Annotated in this window: 12 protein-coding genes; 3 read left to right on the top strand and 9 right to left on the bottom strand. The window is 52.0% G+C overall.

Annotation, left to right across the window (positions count from 1 at the left end; translation table 11 throughout):
* Positions 1 to 29: 29 nt before the first annotated feature.
* Positions 30 to 1,151: a porin gene (locus tag ACIPUG_RS03390; RefSeq protein WP_039509165.1), complete on the top strand. Its 1,122-nt coding sequence runs from the start codon at positions 30 to 32 to the stop codon at positions 1,149 to 1,151.
* Between the two features lie 318 nt (positions 1,152 to 1,469).
* Positions 1,470 to 2,660 (top strand): amino acid aminotransferase, encoded by a 1,191-nt coding sequence (locus tag ACIPUG_RS03395; protein ID WP_400337297.1) that lies wholly within the window; start codon positions 1,470 to 1,472, stop codon positions 2,658 to 2,660.
* 71 nt (positions 2,661 to 2,731) lie between these two features.
* Here ACIPUG_RS03395 and ACIPUG_RS03400 read toward each other — a convergent pair whose 3' ends face one another.
* The 7 genes from ACIPUG_RS03400 to cmoM all read right to left on the bottom strand — a co-directional run bounded on the left by ACIPUG_RS03400 (position 2,732) and on the right by cmoM (position 13,594).
* Complete coding sequence (locus ACIPUG_RS03400; RefSeq protein ID WP_400337299.1) at positions 2,732 to 3,379, bottom strand: MBL fold metallo-hydrolase; 648 nt, start codon at positions 3,377 to 3,379, stop codon at positions 2,732 to 2,734.
* A gap of 81 nt (positions 3,380 to 3,460) precedes the next feature.
* Complete coding sequence (locus ACIPUG_RS03405) at positions 3,461 to 4,009, bottom strand: YcbK family protein (protein ID WP_010277035.1); 549 nt, start codon at positions 4,007 to 4,009, stop codon at positions 3,461 to 3,463.
* 178 nt (positions 4,010 to 4,187) lie between these two features.
* A complete protein-coding gene (gene ldtD / locus ACIPUG_RS03410; protein ID WP_039514647.1) occupies positions 4,188 to 5,924 on the bottom strand; it encodes a L,D-transpeptidase in 1,737 nt (578 codons plus the stop codon).
* 400 nt (positions 5,925 to 6,324) lie between these two features.
* On the bottom strand, positions 6,325 to 10,764 hold the full coding sequence (gene mukB, locus ACIPUG_RS03415) for a chromosome partition protein MukB (RefSeq protein ID WP_400337301.1): 4,440 nt from the start codon (positions 10,762 to 10,764) through the stop codon (positions 6,325 to 6,327).
* Positions 10,765 to 10,783: 19 nt separating this feature from the next.
* Complete coding sequence (gene mukE / locus ACIPUG_RS03420; RefSeq protein WP_400337303.1) at positions 10,784 to 11,506, bottom strand: chromosome partition protein MukE; 723 nt, start codon at positions 11,504 to 11,506, stop codon at positions 10,784 to 10,786.
* Entirely contained in the window at positions 11,487 to 12,812 is a 1,326-nt protein-coding gene (gene mukF / locus ACIPUG_RS03425) for a chromosome partition protein MukF (protein WP_040043140.1), read from the bottom strand. Before mukF ends, mukE begins: the two co-directional genes overlap by 20 nt.
* A complete protein-coding gene (cmoM, locus tag ACIPUG_RS03430; RefSeq protein ID WP_039286888.1) occupies positions 12,809 to 13,594 on the bottom strand; it encodes a tRNA uridine 5-oxyacetic acid(34) methyltransferase CmoM in 786 nt (261 codons plus the stop codon). Before cmoM ends, mukF begins: the two co-directional genes overlap by 4 nt.
* 167 nt (positions 13,595 to 13,761) lie before the next feature.
* Between cmoM and elyC the strand changes: the two genes are divergently transcribed.
* Positions 13,762 to 14,610, top strand: coding sequence for an envelope biogenesis factor ElyC (elyC, locus tag ACIPUG_RS03435; protein WP_400337306.1), 849 nt, complete (start codon positions 13,762 to 13,764; stop codon positions 14,608 to 14,610).
* On the opposite strand, the gene ACIPUG_RS03440 is transcribed toward elyC, so the two are convergent.
* Both ACIPUG_RS03440 and pelN read right to left on the bottom strand, forming a co-directional pair.
* The gene (locus ACIPUG_RS03440) at positions 14,562 to 15,455 is read right to left on the bottom strand and encodes a YcbJ family phosphotransferase (protein ID WP_040043138.1); all 894 of its coding nucleotides are present in this window, start codon (positions 15,453 to 15,455) and stop codon (positions 14,562 to 14,564) included. The genes elyC and ACIPUG_RS03440 overlap by 49 nt on opposite strands.
* Positions 15,456 to 15,653: 198 nt before the next feature.
* A complete protein-coding gene (gene pelN / locus ACIPUG_RS03445; RefSeq protein ID WP_039509155.1) occupies positions 15,654 to 16,967 on the bottom strand; it encodes a pectate lyase PelN in 1,314 nt (437 codons plus the stop codon).
* Positions 16,968 to 17,177: the final 210 nt, after the last annotated feature.

Genomic DNA, 17,177 nt, shown 5'->3' on the forward strand with positions numbered 1-17,177 from the left:
GTGTCTAAATAACACCAATGAGGGTAATAATGATGAAACGCAACATTCTTGCAGTAGTAATCCCAGCTCTGTTAGTCGCAGGCGCAGCAAACGCCGCTGAAGTTTATAACAAAGATGGCAACAAGCTGGATCTGACTGGTAAAATCACTGGTCTGCACTACTTCTCTGATAACAACGGTAATGATGGCGATAAAACCTATGCTCGTCTGGGCTTCAAAGGTGAAACTCAGATCGCTGATCAATTGACTGGTTTTGGCCGTTTTGAATATCAGTTCCAAGGCAACAGAGCTGAAAGCTCTGGCTCTTCTAACGCTGATAAAACTCGTTATGCTTTTGCTGGTCTGAAATTTGCTGATGCTGGTTCTTTCGACTATGGTCGTAACCTGGGTATTGCATATGACGGTATTGCTTATACCGACGTACTGCCAGAGTTTGGTGGCGATCAATCCAACTCCGATAACTTCCTGACCGGTCGTTCTACTGGCGTTGCAACTTACCGTAACAGCAACTTCTTCGGCCTGGTTGACGGCTGGAACTTTGCTGTTCAATACCAAGGTAAAAACAACAGCGACAGCACAAACCGTCGCGGCAACATTAATGAGCAGAATGGTGATGGTTGGGGCGTATCCTCTTCTTACGACTCAGATATCGGTCTGGGTGTTGTAGCATCTTATGCTGCAATTAACCGTACTGATAACCAAAACAACAATGCGACCACTGGTCGTGGCAAGAAAGCAGAAGCTTGGGCAACGGGCCTGAAATATGATGCCAACGCTGTCTATTTAGCTGCTACCTACGGTGAATATCGTAACCTGTCATATATCGGCCAAGCATCTGGCCCTAACAGCACTGTCGTAGCTGGTGACACTGATGGTTTTGCTGACAAAACTAAAATCTTTGAAGCTGTTGCACAATACAACTTCGATTTCGGTCTGACTCCATCTCTGGCATATGTTTCAGCTAAAGCTAAAGACGATGTAAACAATAAAAATGATTACATCACTAAATATGTTAGCGTTGGCGCTACTTATGCATTCAACAAAAACATGTCTACCTATGTTGACTACCAGATCAACCTGATCAAAGACACCAACGTATATGGCATCAACGATGACGATACCGTTGCTGTTGGCCTGACTTACCAGTTCTAAGTTGTCTCAGCATAACGTAACGAGCTAATCGTTCGTATTGCATGAAAAGACAGAGCCTCGGCTCTGTCTTTTTTTATTGTGTGCTGAACAGCGCCTTACGAGCCGTCGCCAGCAATGCTAAAAAACACTCCCTCACATTTTTTTGTTTCTGCTTTACGCCACGCTGCGCCAATTATTCTCGCCTAACCAGTCTTTTATTTCGTCTCTCTCCTTCTCCCTGTTATTTCCCTTTCTTTTTGACATCAACGGTTGGCAAAGCCTTTTACTGACGGTACTCTGAGAATTCTTATTTCATCTCAGTAATGGAACATTCTGGCAATGTTTGAAAATATCTCTGCCGCACCGGCCGATCCTATTCTCGGGCTGACCGATCTTTTCCGCGCCGATGACCGCGCGAATAAAATCAATCTGGGTATTGGTGTCTATAAAGATGAAACCGGTAAAACTCCGGTTCTGACCAGCGTAAAAAAAGCAGAACACTATCTGCTGGAAAATGAAACCACCAAAAACTATCTGGGCATTGACGGTCTGCCAGCATTCGGTCAGTGCACGCAGGAGCTGTTGTTTGGCAAGCAGAATGCCATCATTGCCGACAAACGTGCCCGCACGGCGCAAACGCCAGGCGGAACCGGTGCGTTGCGCGTAGCCGCTGATTTCATTGCAAATCAAACGTCAGCAAAACGTATTTGGATCAGCAACCCAACCTGGCCAAATCACAACAACGTCTTCTCTGCTGTCGGTTTGGAAGTGTGCCAGTATGACTACTATGATGCAGCGAACCACGCGCTGGATTTTGATGGCCTGCTGAATAGCCTGGACGCCGCACAAGCGGGTGATGTGGTGCTGTTCCACGGCTGTTGCCATAACCCAACCGGTATCGATCCTACCGCTGAGCAGTGGGCTACGCTGGCCGAGCTGTCAGTAGCCAAAGGCTGGCTGCCGCTGTTTGACTTCGCCTATCAGGGCTTTGCCCGTGGGCTCGAAGAAGATGCGGAAGGCCTGCGTCTCTTCGCTGCAAAACACGATGAACTGATCGTATGCAGCTCGTACTCTAAAAACTTCGGTTTGTACAATGAGCGCGTCGGTGCCTGTACGCTGGTTGCCGCTGATGCTGCAACGGCAGACAAAGCATTCAGCCAGGTGAAAGCTGCTATTCGCGCAAACTACTCCAACCCACCGTCACACGGCGCGACCGTTGTTGCGACCATTTTGGGCAACGACGCACTGAAGGCCATTTGGGAGCAGGAATTGACGGCGATGCGTGAGCGCATTCAGCGTATGCGTCAGTTGTTCGTTAATACCTTGCAGGAAAAAGGCGCGCAGCAGGATTTCTCCTTCATCATCGACCAGAATGGGATGTTCTCATTCAGCGGCTTGACCAAAGAGCAGGTTCTGCGTCTGCGTGACGAATTCGGCGTTTACGCGGTGAATTCCGGCCGTATCAACGTTGCAGGAATGACGCCAGAAAATATGGCTCCGCTCTGCGAAGCGATTGTTGCCGTACTCTGATTCTTCCGCGATCAAAAAAGCCGACATAGCATGTCGGCTTTTTTATTTCTGCGTTTCAAGTCTATAAAACACTACCAAATCGCAGCATCTTCACGCAGGAAAGGGTTGGTCTTGCGTTCATGTCCTAAGGTCGACATCGGGCCGTGTCCCGGAATAAACGTCACATCGTCACCCAGCGGCAGCAGCTTATTTTTGATGGATGCAATCAACGCCTGATGATCTCCCTGTGGGAAATCGGTACGCCCTACGCCGCCATTGAAAATCACATCGCCTACCTGTGCCAGCCGTGATTCCGCATCAAAGAAAACAATGTGGCCCGGTGTATGGCCTGGGCAATGGAAAACCGCCAGCGTCGTCTCACCCACGCTGACCTCATCACCTTCCTGTAGCCAACGTGATGGCGTCAGCGGCGCGCATTCTTCCAGACGAAACATCCGGCTCTGTGCCGGCAACCCTTCCAGCCAGAAAGCGTCTTCAATCTGCGGGCCAATAATGTCTACCTGATAGTGCTCGGCTAACTCCGCAGCCGCGCCAACATGATCCAGATGACCGTGCGTTAACAGAATCTGTTTAACCGAAATCCCTGCATCCACGACGGCACGTTTGATTTTTTCTGCATCACCACCGGGATCGACAATCGCAGCTTCATTGGTTTTTTCGCACCATAACAACGTGCAGTTCTGGCTAAATGCCGTCACCGGGACAATTTGATATTTCATATCACTCCATGTTGAATAAACTGAGCGGCTCGCGATGTCTCAGCGAGCCGAATCAAAAAAGTGTCGTGCTGCGGTAGCAGATTACCAGGTGCGGACGGGGCCGGTATCGATGTGAACGAAATCGCTGCGTGGGTAGTAGCCAACGCCGCCGGCACGCATTTTCATCGCTGCTTTACGAATGTTAGCGAGTTGAACGCCTTCAATATGGAAATCCATCGCCTGCCCTTTCGTATGGTAGCTCTGCTTTGCCACACCTCTGCTATGCGCGCGTAATTCATTATTCGTATCTATCGCGCGATAACCAGAAATCAGCTGTACGGGCTTGTTGGTGCCCAACATCACTTGTAAGCGATAGAGCTGATCGAAAAGTTGGGGATCAATCGTTTTGACTTTATTGGCGCGATAATCGCGGAAAAAGTGATTCAGGCGAGAAAGTTCTGACTTGTTATACCGTTTGCCATCAAAGAATTCCGTTTTCAGCCGCTCTCCGGTATTCAGATTGTTCAGCGTCAAAATTCGTGGTCGGGGTGTAGATAACGTCGCAAATGCCTGACCGGGAAGCAGTGCGATACCCAACGCGGCACCACCCAGTGCAAGCCACTTACGGCGATGATTGTCAATGTGATCCATAGAACAAGTACCCTGGCTAAAGAACGGTATAAAAGGAGGCACAAAACGTGCCGCCTTGAACCTTAACTGCCAGAGAAAAGTGAGTCAACCCGCTTTGCTTACGGGTTTGCGGGAGATCGCATCGATCCCCCGCAAAACGATAAAATACCGATACTGTTAATGCTCGTGTTTTCAATACCTACTGAAGCAACAGCCCTGCTCTGGACAGCACTTTCGTCCCGGCACGAGCGGTGTCATCATAATTGTAAATATCTGTTCGGAACTGCGGTCTACCATCTTCCGCCACCCACGCGGTCAGATAATAGAGGTTGACCGGAATCCGATGTTTCATTGACACAAAGGTGGTATTTCCCTGATCCAGCGTGGAAGAAATACGACTATTATTCCATCCTGCATCCTGCAATAACATGCTAGCCAGTTCCGATGCTTTATTAACCCGCACGCAGCCGGAGCTCAGCGCCCGGATATCACGCTGGAACAGATTGTGATTAGGCGTGTCGTGCAGATAAATCGCTTCTGAATTTGGCATATTAAATTTATAGCGTCCTAGCGAGTTATTCGCACCTGGGGCCTGACGCAGTCGATAAGGGAAACGCTCTGCTGAAACCATCGGCCAATCGATCATGGAAGGATCGATCGCTTCAGCATCCTGACTCCAGCCGGACAACACCGTGTAGCCATGACGCTGTAGATAGCCGGGGTCGCGTACGACCTTAGGAATGATGTCCTGCCGAGTCAGCGTCGTAGGAACATTCCACGGCGGATTGACCACCACGTTATACAGCGAGCTGCTCATCAATGGCGTTTTGCGTTTAGGCTGTCCAACAATGACGCGCGATGACAAGCGTTCAGCGCCATCCTGATAATAGATCAGTGAATAATTGGGGATGTTCACCATGATACCGGTGTGGACATTGTCCGGTAACAGACGCAGACGCTGGATATTCAGCGCCAGCAGCGTTGCGCGCATTTGCGGGGACACATTGAGCCAATCGCGCGTACGCTTACCAATAACGCCATCATCCTCCAGCCCTTGCCAGTGCTGGAAGCGTTTAACCGCGTCAACCAGTTCGCCAGTATAACGATCGTCGATAGCACTGCCCTCGACCAGCGGAGCCTGCCCGGTCGATACCGTCGTCGCGGCGGTATTTTCGTTAAATAGCGTAATGCTCTCCGTTGAAGACAGCATGCCAGTACGTTGCAGAATTTCACGCAGCACCGCCAGTTCCCGACTCTGCTGTTCCGGGCGCAGAGACTCCGCCAGATTCAGGCTCGGCCACGGACGATTGTCCGTCAGCATCGTCTTCAGCGCTTCATGCATTTTGGCGTATTGCGAATGCTGTGGTGCCAGCGAAACGACATAAGCCGCGCTGGTGCCGGATTTCACGGCCTGTTGCCATTGCGAAACGACATTGAGCGCCGGCGATTGCAGACGGTAAGGTACGCTGCTGTACAACCAGTCATTACCGCTACGCTCTACACCCGAGACGAACTGCAAATAGCCCAGCATCGCATCTGAGAGCACGGCATCGCGCGCAAATCCGGTCAATTGCGGATCGGTCAGCCAGGTTACCCACGTAGTGAACTGCGGCTGTACGCCCGCTATCGCTAATTCGGCCAGCTGTTGTTGAAACTGTTGAACCGCACGGTTATCTGCCCACATAGGTTGCATCTGATGTTGGGCATAAAGCGATGATAAATCAGAGAGATAATGTAACGTCATGCCGTGCGGCAGCGCGGCCAGAAGCCCTGCACGGCTATTTTCTACAGACACCACGCCCGAGCTTTGCGATAAGCCGGATACCACCGTCGGAGATGCTGCCAGCACCGAAAACGAAGGAGACAGGCTTCCGACCCAAATACAACCCACGCGTAACAGCAGCCTGACCATTTTTCGTTTATGTAACAACAACATCCATTTATCCCCTGTACTCATTAATCACTATGCTTTCACGACAATCCACGCTGGATATGGAAATAACAAACCGAATTCGCTCGTATACGGTCATACTCGCGTAAGCACATTCTTTCACTTTGCTCGTGTAGAAAACGAGAAAGAATGAAATGTGATCGTTTTTATATCGCGCCCGTTATTACGGTACGCCACCTTGCAACATAAAACCGCAAATCCTTCTACGGCCTGCAATCGTTTTATCGTCAGTATATAAAGAGAAAAATATTTTTGCTTCTTCTTCTGGGTATTATCTTAATATTTGATGAACCTATTCGCCGTCAGCATTCTCTTTACGAAAAAATAAAGCCGCTTAAAAAAGCGGCTTTATGATTATAGAAGAAAATAACAGCAAGGTTTATCGCTACGAGGCCTGCTCTTGCGTCTCTGGCGCTTCCGCTCCGAAACCGCGCAGCCCGACCACATGGACGTGCTCGTTGTTCTGGTAGACTTTACGCACCAGCTTATAGGTGGTTCCCTTCTCGGGACTGATATTTTCCGGAGCCGCGATAACCAGCTGCATTTCCAGACGATCGCAGAGCTCGAACAATGTCGCAATTGACTTGGCATCCAGACGTGCCGCTTCATCGAGGAAGAGCAGACGACATGGAATAATATCTTTGCCACGCAAGCGCTTAGACTCTTCTTCCCAGCTCTGCACCACCATGACCAAAATCGACATCCCGGTACCGATAGCTTCCCCGGTCGACAGCGCCCCACTTTCTGCGCGTAGCCAGCCATCCGCGCCACGGTTAACTTCAACTTCCATTTCAAGGTAGTTGCGGTAATCCAGCAACTCTTCACCGATGGTTTGCGGCGTGCGCTGTCCCATATCAATTTCAGGATTCAGGCGCTGATACAGTTTTGCCAACGCTTCCGAGAAGGTCAGACGGTTGCTGTTAAACAGATCCTGATGCATTTCCTGCTGTTCGGACAACACGTTGAGCAACGTAGTATGCGTTTCGCGCACGTTGACGTTGAGGCGAACGCTCTTTACCTGACCAAATGCGACCGCTTGCAGCCCCTGATTCAGCATCCGAATGCGGTTCTGCTCACGCTGGATCGTTTTACGAATGATGTTTGCCACGCTGCGTGAGCTGATGGCCAGCATCTGCTCACGTGCCGTCAGCTCTTCAGTCAGACGATTAAGCTCGATCTCCATCTGCTCAATCGCTTCTACCGGATCATCAGTACGGATAATATCCTGACGGATACGCTCGCGCAGATGCTGGTAAACGGCGATATAGAACTGAATCTTGCGCTCAGGCCGCTTCGGATCTTCGGAAAGTCGCAGTACATCGCGCAAATGTTCGTTATCCGCAACCGCCAGACGCAGCGCACCCAGCGCCTTATCCGACATGGAACGCAGTTCATCGCCTTCCATATAGGCGAGTTCACGACGGTGCAGGCGACGCTCGACGCCGTTGTCTTTCACCAAACGCATGACTGCACACCAGCCCGCTTTCGCCGTAACAACCTGCTCACGCATCTGGTGGTAATCACGCTCCAGTTTGCGCAACTTCTTCTGCAAACTGTCCATTTCCGCTTCACAGAACGTAATCTGTTTTTCCAACTGATTCCGGCGTGAACGGTTGGTACTTAATGCGGCATGCAGCTCATCACGACGCTGACGGGCGCGCGCTTCAGCATCAGCATCCGCACGTACGCCGATATCCTGAAGTTCTTGCGTCAGTTCCTTCAGCATGTCCTGCTTGGCATCGTAAGAACTTTTCAGCGATGCCTGAACCTGACTATATTGCGTCAGCTGTGCCTGATGCTGGCGTAGCTGCTCACGCGCTTTTGTCCGTTCTGCCTCAGCCTGTTCCAAACGATGGCGCAGTTTGTCATTCAAGCCAGCATTCTCACCCAGCATTCCAGCTGAGTCGGCATAGCTGAAGTGCGCGCGACGCTGCACAACTTCGGTCAACGCAAACGCCTGCTGTTTTGCCTGCCGCTGTGCGTTCTGCGCCTGCGTATAATCTTCCTGCAACTGCTCATGCTGCTGCGGGTCGCTTTGCAGGACAGAAACCAGCGGTTCCAGCTTAGCCAGCGTTGCACCGTGCTGCTGAATGAAGCGTGCAGACTCTTCGGTTTCATCCAGTTCCGCACGAATCTCTTCCACACGATCCTGCAATGTCTCATCGCAAAGCAGGCTAATGCGCGGAATCAGTTTATTCAGCTGTGCGCTGGCTTCTTTTGCCTGATCGTACTGCTGACGCTGCTGCTGGTTTTCGCCATCAAAGCTGGCCATCGCACGATCCAGCTCGCCACGACGGGAACTGAGCGTACGAATTTCCGCTTCGGGATCTTCATCAAAAACGACAGCCAGATGCGTACCGATAAAGCGGCTGAACGACTGGTGCAGACGCTGCGTTTTTTGCACGTCAAACGACATCGTCGCGTACTGTTCAGCCAGCGCTTCGCGCTCATCACGCAGGCTTTCCAGACGCATTTCCCGCGCGGCGCGGCCAAACAACGGCACTTCAGGGAAGCGCGAATAACGCCACTGGCGCTCCGCGACTTTAACTACGACAGCACGTTCTAGCTCTTCAACGGCAAACACGCTGTCATCAAACGACTGCGGATCTCCCTCGATCAGATACAGGTCTTCCGGGCAGTCTTCCAGACCGGCAAGCTGATCGCGCACCAGTGAAAGATCGGACACCACGATTGCATGGCGGGAGGGACCATAAAGCGCCGAGAAGTACGGCGCATCATCCAACGTCACGTCATCATAAATCTCAGACAGCAGCACGCCGCCAAAACGTTCCGCCAGCGCGTTCAGGCGTGGGTCTTCTGAACCACCGGGCTGACTCAGCCGCTCAATCTGCGTTTCGATTTGCCGCTTGCGGGCTGCGATGTCATCACGTTCAACCGTGGTTTCACGCTCGCGCTCCAGCAACTGCTGCATGAACTCCGTCACCTGACGGCTATCTTCAAACGTTTCGCCGCTCTGCTCGCTCAGCTGCGTCAACATTTCCTGTGCAGCCAGCCAGACTGGCGCACGCGCCGTCAGCTTCTGAATACGCTGTTGAGTCTGCTCCAGCTCCTGACGTAGCGCCATGCGACGCTCACCCGCTTCTGCCACCAGCGATGACAGCGTTTCGATGCGGGCATCAAGTTCTTGCTGGAGTGATTCCAGCTCTTCCGGTTGATAATCCTGGCCGCTGCGTTTGTTGAAATCCTGTAATAATCGCTCGGCATCCTGCTGTTCGCGCAGGCGCTGTTCCAACTCAGACAGACGCATCCGCAGCGGCTGTACCCGCTCCGCCTGATAGCGTTGTGAAGAGCTATCGCGCAACAGGTCGCGTGCAACCTGCCAGGCTTCGTTGCGATTCACCGCACCGGCAATCTTACTCACCAGTTGGTAGGCTTGTTCAAACTGGCCGTGCGCCGCATCGGCCACGCTCAGTTTCTGCTCCAGCATCAGCAGGATTTCTGTCGCTTCCTGCTCTTTCGCCTGATAGCTGTCCAGCCACTCATCCGCGTTGTCTGCCGTTAAATCTGGTAACTGGCACAGCGAGCGAGCGCGTTCCAGCGCCTGCTGAGCCTGCTGATACTGAATGGCGCGCGTCTGCTGCACGTCCAGTGCCTGCTGATAATCGGCAAGCTGGCTTTTCAGCTCATCCACTTCCAGCTCGGCAGCATCGGCGCGTTCTTCGTTTTCCGCCTGCTGCTCCCGCGCTTCTTCCACCACCTCATTCTGTTCTTCGAGGCGATAGCTCAATTCTTCCAGGTCCGCGTTATAGCGCTCGATCTTTTCCTGCTGACGCATCGCTGTCTGCACCAGATTCAGGTGGTCGCTAGCGGCCTGATAATCCGTTTCCAGATCGCCTTCGGCACCGCTCTGCTCCGCCAGCTCCCGCGCCATTTCTACATGACGATATTGCTCACTCGACAGTTGCTTACGGCTGGAGAACAGGTCACGACGCAGTTCCAGCGCCCCATCCAGATGAATACGACGCTCATTGGCGTGCCGCATGTAGTCGGCGGCAACATAGGAGGTCGCTTCAGAGATCAGGTGTTTAAACAGATCGCGATCGGACTGGGTGACGCGAATCGCCTCCAGCGTCATGCGGTTTTCACGCAGAGCGGCTTCCATATCCTGAAACGCTTTCCGCACGCCGCTGTTTTCCGGCAGCAGGTAGTCACGCAGCGAGCGAGTAATCGCGCTGGAGATACCGCCGTACAGCGAAGCTTCGATCAGACGATAGAACTTACTGCGATCGGAAGCAGAACGCAGGCGACGCGGCACCACGCCCAAATCAAACATCAACGAGTGATAATCGGTGATGGAGTTAAACTGCTTGAACTGAACGCCTTCCATCTCCTCGACACGCTCTTTCAGTTCCTGCAATGAGAGCACGCGCGCCTGACGATCGCCGACCACCTGCGTCAGAATTTGCGTCGGCTGTATTGCCGTCGGTAATCCCTGAATAGTGAAAGGCTTGATGTCGACTTTACGGTCGCGCCCTGCCACCTGCTGGAGACGAACCCCAACCAGCACGCGCTGATGACGCGAGTTAACGACATCCAGCGTGGAGTAGCAGACGCCGGCGCGCAATTTACCGTGCAGACCTTTATCGCGTGAGCCGCTGGTGGCACCGGCTTCGGTGGTGTTCCTGAAGTGCAACAGCGTCAGGTCAGGGATCAGCGCCGTAATAAAGGCGGCCATCGTAGTGGATTTCCCGGCACCGTTACCGCCGGATAGCGTGGTAACCAGTTCATCCAGATCGAAGGTGCGGGCGAAAAAGCCGTTCCAGTTGACCAGCGTTAGTGAGCGAAATTTACCGCGTTCAATCATTCCTGTTCATCCTCAACACTTATTCATCCTCGCCCGTTTCTGGCGCGGTATCATCGGTGCGATCGTTATCGTCGCTGTCATCTTTCAGCGACAAACTACCTTCAACAGGCATCGCTTCACCATCGCGGATCATGCGTAGCTGTGCTTCGCGGGCATCATCACCGCTGCGTACATCGGCCCCGAAGCGGAACACCGATTCAGTAATTCTGAATTTGCTGCTGTCATTGCCCATAAAGTAGATCATACCTAACCGACGTAAGCGGTTAAGCGAGGTTCTGACTTTTTCCTGTAATTTTTGGCGATCCAGATCAGAACCGGTAGAACGCTGGTTAACCAGTTTCAGCAGCTTACTTTCACCCGCCAGACTCAGCAGCTCTTCATACAGCTCCTGCTGGCTGAAAATGCCTTCGTGCGCCAAACGCTCCGGGCTCAGATAGAGATAGCAGAGAATTTTCCCTACCATCATATCCAGCTCAGACAATACCGAGCGCGGGATCAGCGTGGTAGAACGCGGACGCAGATAGAAAAATCCTTCCGGCGCGCGGATCAATTCCACGTTGTAACGACTGTAAAACTCTTCCAGCACCTCCTGAAAATCCATCAAAAATACGTGGTTTTCCAGTTCTTCAATACCAATATGGCGCCCGGCGCGCAATTGGCTGTCCAGCGCAGGAAAGAGGTTATTCGACAGCGCGGTTGCCAGCTTCACTGGCATAAATTGTTCAATATTTGTCGATGACATGGGCCTGCACCTTGGCTCCGTAATCATTGATCGCCTGCCACAATGCAGGCAATCCGGTGAAATCTGTTTCGGCTACGCCCAGACGTACTGCCTGGTCGACCACGATTCGGGCAACATCAAAATGCCGCGAGCGAGGATGCTGCGCGAGGTACTCACGCATCACTTCACTCAAATCCAGCGGAATCTGTTGCGCTTTATATTTATGCAGCGCCTGCTCGACCAGCGCGATCAGCTGCTCGCGCATTTCACTAAACTCTTCGTATTCCAGCTCCGGCGGCAGTTCACCGGTCACTTCTTCACTACGCAGCATCAGTTCTTCGTCACGCATATCCAGCAGACGATCCGCGTTGGCGAACGTCAGCGCCCAAGGGCTATCGAAATAGCTCTGCACCGACTGACGCAACCGTTGGGCAAAGACGCGGTTTTTATCCATATCAATCGCGGTACGAATAAACTTATGTACGTGGCGGTCATAACCAATCCACAGATCTATCGTCTGCTGTCCCCAGCTCACAATGCGATCGAGTTTGTTTTGCAGGTCAAACACCAGCTTGTCGACAAACTCCAGATTATGCGGATTATTCATAATCGCATCCTGAATGCTCAACAGGCTCGTCTGCAATTTGTCGCCTGCGGCTTCCAGCGTATCCTGCAACTCACGCAGCGTCGATGACGTTTCCGTCAGCAGTTGTTCACAGCTACTGATCGCGGCTCGCCAGTCCTGATTTAGCAGCGCGGCGATATCGTCTTTAACGCCCTGCTGCTGCTCATCCATCACGCGCTGTGACAGATCGATACTGTCAAAAATTTCTGCAACCGAGTATTTCAGCGGCGCAAAGACGTTGCGGTGCCAGTGAAACTCATCACCATCTTCCTCTGCCGCATCAGCAGCACGGTTGAGCTCTTGCGCCACGATAGAGAGCTGCATGGAAAGGCGCAGCGTCGAGAACTCACGCTGCCGGATGTAATAATCGGTAATGCCAATCCCCAGCGGCGTCAGACGGTAAATCGCATTACCTTCGGCCTGCTCGCTGGTAAAGCGGTTAAGCAAGCGCTGACGCACCAAATCGTTAATCGCGTTATTGGCGCGAAGGGTAATGGTTTCGTTCGTCTGATCAAATCCCTGACTCACATGACGGAAGGCATCAATCAGCTCACCTTCACTCATTTCACCATCCATGCGTTCGCCGTTAAGCGTGGCAATCGCCATCAAAAACGCCAGGCGTTCGGTGGGGAGGGAAATGGAGAAATCGTTTTTTCGTGCCCAGGCGACCAGTTCGGGTACAGTCTGGGAAAAATCACTCATAATGCATCCTTCAAATGGGGTTTATGCGCCATGACATGGATATAACGGCCCAAACTCACAAAAGGCTCTTGCCGACAATACCGCTGTTCAATCTCCAGAATGTCGTCAAATTTCTCAACTTGCTGCTGCTTATTTTTCAAGTAGTCATGAAACACGCGCACGCCAGTTTTCCCGCTAATGGTCAGCCCCATCTCATCAAGCCAGCCGTACACATCTTGCGGGTTCAGCGGGTGATCCGGCGAGAGCGAGCGCCGTTTGCCCTTAGGCATCCCGGCCTGAACATAATCAAAGTTACCCACCACCATGTTACGCATCAACAGCCCATGATGGTTATAGAACATCAGGGACAATGCGCCACCCGGCGACAGGCAATCGTACAGTATTTTCAGTACCTGCTGCGGTTGCGCGACCCACTCCAGCACCGCATGGAACAATATCAGATCGGCGGGGCTATCCATATATTGCGCGATATCCTGTGCAGCACACTGCACAAAACGCATATTATGGGTAACGCCCTGCGCCGCTGCCGCATGTTTGGCGCGCTGAATCATCTCACCGGAAACATCGCACAACAATACCTGATGTCCTAAAGCCGCCAGACGACAGGCTATCTGCCCTTCACCGCCCCCCGCATCAAGGATGCGCAAAGGCCGTGCCGGGAGCCGGGTCAAAAGATCGCTAAGATCCTGCCACAATACCGCCAGCCGAAGTCTCCCCTTCGTCGTGCCATAGATATTCTGAGCAAATTTTTCGGCGATATCGTTAAAATTGCGATCCTGCATCAGTCATTGTTCCGCATCATATAAACGGGGATCTCGTGCAGGACATGTCTGCGCGATGCGATTTTTTTCCAGCCTGCCATTTTGGCACAGGCTGGCTTAGAATAAATGGCCTTACCGCATGATATCTTCCCGGATGCGGGTTTTTCACTCAAAAGGAATGCAATTTTATGCTTTTCACACTCAAAAAGTTCGTCGGTGGCCTTCTTCAGCCCCTGCCATTGCTATTGCTTCTGATGGGTGTTGGCCTGTTGCTGCTTTGGTTTACCCAGCGGCAGCGCACGGGGAAAGCGATAATATTAGCCAGTTGGCTGATGCTTATTCTGCTCAGCTTGCAGCCTGTTGCCGATCGGTTGCTATTACCATTGGAATCACACTACCCAACCTGGCGACAAACGCCGCAGGCGAGCAAAGCCGAGTATATTGTCGTGCTAGGCGGGGGATATACCTATAACGCGGAATGGGCACCCAGTTCTAATCTCATCAGCAACAGCCTCCCGCGCGTCACGGAAGGTGTTCGCCTTTATCATGCCAATCCCGGCGCAAAGTTGATTTTTACCGGTGGAGCCGCACAGGGTAACCCTGTCAGCAGCGCGAAAACCGCGGCGCTGGTCGCCGAAAGTTTGGGCATTCCCCAGCAGGATATCATCATTCTGGATACGCCAAAGGACACGGAAGAGGAAGCGGCGGCAACCGCTAAGATTGTTGGCGAACGCCCTTTCTTGCTGGTGACCTCGGCCAATCATTTGCCTCGCGCCATGCGATTTTTCCAGGCTCAAGGGCTAGCACCGATGCCCGCGCCAGCCAATCAGATGGCAATTACCTCCGCGCTCAACCCGTGGGAAAAAGTATTCCCTTCCGCTTACTATCTATCGCACAGCGAGCGAGCCTGGTACGAAACGCTCGGTCGCCTCTGGCAGGCACTGAAGGGAACCACGGCAGCACCGCACGACGCGGAACAACCGCAGACTCACTCCAGCCAGGGAGATAGCTCTCGAGAAGCGACATCAAATAGCTGACGGTCTAGCTGTCCCGTGTGGATATAGCGGGATACGGCTTCCCAAATGACATAGAGCCAGCGCCGGTAGACAAAGGATTCAGATACCGGTGCCTGTTTCAGATAGTGATAAAGCAGCTGCTCCGGCATGCCGGATTCACAAAGCCGGAAGAGTTCATACTCTCTGGGGGCCCACAGCATCATTCCTGGATTGATCATTGCCAATAGCTGATCGCTACGCGCGTCCTTCAACATACTGCGCAGCGACAGGTTACCGTGTACCAACACACAGCCATCCTCAAAATCGTCAAACAGCATTTCTAAGCACTGGCGCGAACGATACAGCACGCTCCGATCCTGCTGCGTAAGCTGCGGCGCATTAACATTGAGCAACGTGGACCACAGGACTTCCAGACGCTGTTGATACCAGTTGAACCAGTCATTGTCCTGCGTGCTGTCCACGGAACCGACGCAGCCGTGACTATCAATTCGGTGCCAGGCCAATACGTTTTCAACAATTTGATCCATCAGCAGCGTCCAGCGCTGACCGTTTCGTGGCGGCGCTTCCACCGACACGCCGCGCAAACGCTCAATCAGCAGCAGTTCCCGATAAGGCTGCTGTTGCGTCAGTACCAATCCATAAACGGTTGGCAGGCGCACGTCGCCCTCACGCGCCAGCATCGACAGTTTGTAGGCTTCCTGCTGCGCCACGCCCTGACAAACATAACTTTTAGCCAACAAAGGAATGGCGTTGCCTTCTTTATCATACAAGGCATACAGATCCGCATACGGCTGCTCGCTTATGCGCTCAAGTCGGCTGAGGCTTTCCCCCAACACCGTACTGAGTTCCGATTTCAACTGTTCCATCAACGGCTATACCTCAGTTGAGCCAAATAGCTCCACTCACCATGATGCGGCGAGCGGATGACAAATACTTCAACGCAGATCAAATAAAAGGGGATCAATGGCGGCAGGGATAACGCCCTGCGAGATTGTTGCAGCGATATTCCCTACTCGTCAGCAGGGAATATCGGAGTGACAGGCTAGCGTGTTAACACGCTGCCATTATTCGCGTTCAAAGGCACCCAGATCTGGGGCAGATCCTTTGTAAGGTAGTTTGACATCCCCGCCCTTATTGATCAGCGCGCTGCCTGAAGCAAGACGCAGGCTTTTCAGTACTGGCAAGCTGCCGTCAGCCTGACGCGGTGCGTCCCATCCGGTCACGGAAACGCTCTCGAAATCAGAATCTGACACCGCAATTTTCAGATCCCACGAGTTATAGCGCATGTTCGCGCCATCGGAGAACGACAGGTCTTTACCGCCGTGAGAAACGTTGTTGCGTAACGTACCCAGCCCAATCGCTTTTCCGTTTGCATCAATGCCGCGGATATTAAAGTTCGGGTTATTTTTATAGCCAGTGTTGTTAAAGAAATCGTTCGCTACCGGATGGTGATTAGCATAAAAACCCGCTGCTTTATTTAAAAACGCAACCGAGTTACGCACGGTATGCTTCACCGCATTCGCCACATAAACACCACCGTAGCCACCGATTTTAAAACCGTTACCGTTACCCGCAGCCAGTGACTGTGTCGTCCCCGGCAAATAACCGTGCGACCAGGCCCAGGAATTTTCAATCAGCACCGGAGAATAAGCATTAATTAAATCGAAGCCATCATCCGAGTTTGACCACGCCCGGCAACCGCGGAAAATATTACCCGGTTGGTTAGCAGGGATATGCGCACCAAAGCCATCTCCACTTTGACCAGCACCATTAGAGGTCAGTGGATCGTAATTATGGTGAGAGTCACTATTCAATACCAGGTTATTCCCCCCACGCTGGATGAACAGCCCCGTCCCCATAATATGGTGAATATTCAACTGCTCGAATATATTATTGCTGCCCCTTATCCACACGCCCCAGGATTCATGGTTAAGGTTATTACGCTGTGGGACACCGGTTATTTCCAGTCCTTTTACGGAAACCCAATCTGCAACGACGTTGAATCCTTTAACCCGGCAATCATCCTGCATCTGGCTGAAATCAAAAATTGGCACTTCCCCGCTAGATGCCCAATACTCAATGCGCTTACCTTCAGTACCGCTCTTACTCAGCGTGATCGCATTCACCACATCAGTACGCGTCGCACAGACGTTTAGTCCTTTGGTAAACACGTATTTACCACCACGGATCCACAGACGGTCACCAGGGTTTAATGTTTTCTGTGCGCGGTCGATTGTTTTCCAGGGGGAGTTTTTACTGCCGTTATTCGCGTCGTTGCCGTTGGGAGCCATGTAATAAACCGCCGCGCTGCTGCCCGCGGCAGCCCCCATTAACATACCGCCGAGAAAAATTTTTGCGATATAATGTTTAGCATTCATATCATTACCATCCTTAGTTGAAATAACAAAAACGCCATGCGAAAACATGGCAAATTGATAGTAGCATTTAAATATAAAAATAAAAGTTCCACTCACGACAAATCAATTCATTATGGGAATAAGCCACCCGCATAAATAAAGCGGCACAGCGTAATTTGAGAGTTTTTAAGAATAGTTATCTAAATAAGTGCTAAATAATTTAAAAGATGA

It is taken from the genome of Pectobacterium sp. CHL-2024 (assembly GCF_044751765.1).
Classification (GTDB): domain Bacteria; phylum Pseudomonadota; class Gammaproteobacteria; order Enterobacterales; family Enterobacteriaceae; genus Pectobacterium; species Pectobacterium brasiliense.

Bases quoted from the DNA above. Each gene is read 5' to 3' on its own strand.
- ACIPUG_RS03390 (WP_039509165.1), top strand. From the start codon at position 30: ATGATGAAACGCAACATTCTTGCAGTAGTAATCCCAGCTCTGTTAGTC.
- ACIPUG_RS03395 (WP_400337297.1), top strand. From the start codon at position 1,470: ATGTTTGAAAATATCTCTGCCGCACCGGCCGATCCTATTCTCGGGCTG.
- ACIPUG_RS03400 (WP_400337299.1), bottom strand. From the start codon at position 3,379: ATGAAATATCAAATTGTCCCGGTGACGGCATTTAGCCAGAACTGCACG.
- ACIPUG_RS03405 (WP_010277035.1), bottom strand. From the start codon at position 4,009: ATGGATCACATTGACAATCATCGCCGTAAGTGGCTTGCACTGGGTGGT.
- ldtD (WP_039514647.1), bottom strand. From the start codon at position 5,924: ATGTTGTTGTTACATAAACGAAAAATGGTCAGGCTGCTGTTACGCGTG.
- mukB (WP_400337301.1), bottom strand. From the start codon at position 10,764: ATGATTGAACGCGGTAAATTTCGCTCACTAACGCTGGTCAACTGGAAC.
- mukE (WP_400337303.1), bottom strand. From the start codon at position 11,506: ATGTCATCGACAAATATTGAACAATTTATGCCAGTGAAGCTGGCAACC.
- mukF (WP_040043140.1), bottom strand. From the start codon at position 12,812: ATGAGTGATTTTTCCCAGACTGTACCCGAACTGGTCGCCTGGGCACGA.
- cmoM (WP_039286888.1), bottom strand. From the start codon at position 13,594: ATGCAGGATCGCAATTTTAACGATATCGCCGAAAAATTTGCTCAGAAT.
- elyC (WP_400337306.1), top strand. From the start codon at position 13,762: ATGCTTTTCACACTCAAAAAGTTCGTCGGTGGCCTTCTTCAGCCCCTG.
- ACIPUG_RS03440 (WP_040043138.1), bottom strand. From the start codon at position 15,455: ATGGAACAGTTGAAATCGGAACTCAGTACGGTGTTGGGGGAAAGCCTC.
- pelN (WP_039509155.1), bottom strand. From the start codon at position 16,967: ATGAATGCTAAACATTATATCGCAAAAATTTTTCTCGGCGGTATGTTA.